The sequence below is a fragment of the Acidovorax sp. NB1 genome (assembly GCF_005405905.1).
Taxonomy (GTDB): Bacteria; Pseudomonadota; Gammaproteobacteria; order Burkholderiales; family Burkholderiaceae_C; genus Acidovorax.
Genome location: NZ_BJHU01000036.1, coordinates 1 through 2,935, shown reverse-complemented (window position 1 = coordinate 2,935; position 2,935 = coordinate 1). Strand labels below are relative to the sequence as shown.

At 63.4% G+C, this 2,935-nt stretch carries 3 protein-coding genes; 2 read left to right on the top strand and 1 reads right to left on the bottom strand.

Annotated elements, in window-relative coordinates; genetic code table 11:
• Positions 1-203 precede the first annotated feature (203 nt).
• Positions 204-1,010: a triacylglycerol lipase gene (locus AvAM_RS19795; RefSeq protein ID WP_137748674.1), complete on the bottom strand. Its 807-nt coding sequence runs from the start codon at positions 1,008-1,010 to the stop codon at positions 204-206.
• Between the two features lie 310 nt (positions 1,011-1,320).
• Between AvAM_RS19795 and AvAM_RS19790 the strand changes: the two genes are divergently transcribed.
• Positions 1,321-1,884 (top strand): chemotaxis protein CheW, encoded by a 564-nt coding sequence (locus tag AvAM_RS19790; protein WP_171012344.1) that lies wholly within the window; start codon positions 1,321-1,323, stop codon positions 1,882-1,884.
• Between the two features lies 1 nt (position 1,885).
• Positions 1,886-2,935, top strand: a 1,050-nt coding sequence (locus tag AvAM_RS19785) for an MCP four helix bundle domain-containing protein (protein ID WP_137748672.1), incomplete at its 3' end; no start/stop codon positions are given.

Sequence of the window (2,935 nt, the reverse complement as noted above, 5' to 3'; positions counted from 1 at the left end):
GGGGGAGACGCAGAAACCTCAATAAAAATGGCCGTTCCCGCGCAACAGGCATGCCTTGCTAGCTATCGAAAGTAGAGCATCACCAAGACGAGGCAGAGCAACGCAGCACAACGCGCGCAGCACTGCACAACAAAAAGCACGCAGAGGGGGCATCCCTTCTGCGTGCTTTTTTGTGGGCTTTTATGGGGGCGGCCCCCGGCGCATCAGCGGTGCGGGTCGGGGTACAGCAGCTGCAGCCCAGGCAGCTGGGGGCGCTGGAAGGGCTGCCACACCACTCCGGGGCCCTGGGGCTGGCCCAGCCGGTCGGCCACGGCCCACCAGGCGCTGGGGTTCAGGCCAATGCCAAAGTGGCTGGCCACCACCTCGATGTTCTCGGTGTGCGGGTTGTGGTCGGCGGGCGCCTGGATGCTGCCACGCCATGCCACCACACCATCGCTGCGCGAGAAGATGCTGGTGGTGGGCACGGGGGGCGCCTCCGGCAGGTTGTAGCTCTCGGTCTCGCGTTCGATGCTGCGGCCGCTGGCGAACTGGTAGATGCGCCAGGCGTTGGTGGAGGTGTGGTGCCCGGCAAACGGGGTGCCCAGCGTGATCACGCAGCGCACCAGGTCGGGCATCTCCTTGGCCAGCTCGCGGGCGTAGATGCCGCCCAGGCTCCAGCCCACCAGGCTGACCCTGTTGCCGCTGGCATCGGCTGCCTGCTGCAGCTGGCGCTTGGCGGTTTCCAGCACACCCTCGCGCGGGCCCAGGTTCAGGCCCTGGCCCCAGCCCAGGGTGTCGTAGTTGCGCGATTCGAGATAGCGGCGCAGCGGCATGGTGGTGGCGTCGCCCGCCGTGAGCCCGGGGAACACGATGACCGTGTGCCCGTCACCCAGCGGGGCACGCTGCAGCACCGGCCAGGCAGGCAGCACCGCGCCAAACTCCCAGGGGGCACGCAGCTCCAGCGCCAGCAGGGGCAGGCCGGGTGGCGGCATGTGGGTGGGGTCAGATTCTTTCTTGTTGAACAGGGCCATCAATTCATCGTTCCAAAGCAGGTTGCGCACATCGGTGTGTGGCTTGCAGCGACGGTAGCATTTTTTCGGCAGATGGCCGGGGGTGGAAATGGAGCTAGCTCTCCAATTCCTGCCTGGGGCAGGGGCTGAAGATGTAGCAGAAATGTGACTGCGAGGCAGCAGAAAAAAGGGCTTTGGCAGGGGGGCGTTTGGACACAATTTGTTATTGATTGCAACCTTTCGCTGCTATGCTTTGTGAACGCCCGCGCGGGCTTGGGTTTGACAGACCGCGTGCCTTGCCGAACGCCCCCGACCCCGAAAGACCGCGCCCATGACCGTCGAATTCGCCCCCGCTCCTTCCCCCGCACTGTCCTCTTCTTCCCCGTCGGCTTCTGCTCCCACCCCTCAGCGCGCTGCTGCCGCAGGCACTGCCCCGGGCGGGGAGTACCTGACATTTCGCCTGGGTGCCGAGGAGTACGGCATCGACATCCTGAGGGTGCAGGAAATCCGCTCGTACGAGCGGCCCACGCGCCTGGCGCATTCGCCCGATTTCATCAAGGGGGTGATCGACCTGCGCGGCCGCATCGTGCCCATCCTGGACCTGCGCGTGAAGCTGCAATGCCCCGAGGCCAGCTACACCGATTTCACGGTGGTCATCATCCTGGACATTGGCGCCACCGTGATTGGTGCCGTGGTGGATGCCGTGGCAGACGTGGTCACGCTCACCCCCGATGCGATCAAGCCCACGCCGCAATTCGAGCGCCAGGGCCATGTGGATCCGGCCTTTGTTACCGGCATCGCCAGCCTGGGTAAGCGTATGCTGATCGTGATGGACATCGAGGCGCTGCTCAGCAGTGACGAAATAGGGTTGGTGGGCTCTGTCAGTCCGCGCTAAGGTGGAGGCTTCACGATTTGCAGGCGTTGTTGGTCACACAGAGTTTAAAAAAATTCACGTCACGAGGGGTAGCAACATGAACCAGATGAAAATCTCCACCCGCTTGAGCGGCGCTTTCGGACTGCTGGTGTTTTTGCTGTTGGCTATGGCGGGACTGGCACTGCTGGAACTCAAGGAGTTACGCGGCAGCTCTGAAGAAATCTCCGAGAACTGGCTGCCGAGTGTGCAGGCCGTGGGAGCCTTGGACTCTCAAGTGGCAAGCCTGCGGCTGGCCATCCTGGCGCATATGCTGACCACAGACTCTGCGACCAAGGGGGCGCTGGACAAGCAGATCGCAGACGAGCGCAACAAGCTTGGCGAGATGCGAAAGCATTACGAGTCGCTCATCAGCAGCCCTGAGGAGAAGAAGCTCTACGAGGAGTTCGGGGCCAGCTGGGCCAAGTACATTGAGGTCAACAATCGTGCGCTCGATTTGTCCCGCAACAGCGATAACGCCGGTGCAACCGACATCATGAGCAACGTTTCGCGGCCGCAGTATCTGGCCATCAAGGCCATTTTGGCCAAACTTATCAAGCTCAATGCGGATGGAGCCGCCGCAGCGTCGAAGGCTTCTGCGGACACATACTCCATGGCGCGATCCATCATGTTCGTCTTTTCGGTCGTGGCTATCGCTGTGGCCTTGGGGGCTGCCCTGTGGTTGATTCGCTCCATCACCCGTCCGCTGGCCCAGGCCGTAGAGGTCGCCGACCGTGTGGCCGCTGGCGACCTGAGCGGCCAGATCCTCGTGCAGTCCAAGGATGAAACCGGCCAGCTGCTGGCGGCCCTGCAGCGCATGCAGCAAAGCCTGGTGAACACCGTGGCCTCGGTGCGGCAGAACGCCGAAGGCGTAGCCTCGGCGAGCTCGCAGATAGCCTCGGGCAACAACGACCTGAGCGCGCGCACGGAACAGCAGGCCTCTGCGCTGGAAGAAACGGCAGCCTCGATGGAAGAACTGGGCTCCACCGTGCGGCAGAACGCAGACAACGCGCGCCAGGCCAACCAACTGGCCGTG

What these genes read in the sequence shown, in the direction of transcription:
- AvAM_RS19795 (WP_137748674.1), bottom strand. Translation starts at nt 1,010, where the DNA reads ATGGCCCTGTTCAACAAGAAAGAATCTGACCCCACCCACATGCCGCCA.
- AvAM_RS19790 (WP_171012344.1), top strand. Translation starts at nt 1,321, where the DNA reads ATGACCGTCGAATTCGCCCCCGCTCCTTCCCCCGCACTGTCCTCTTCT.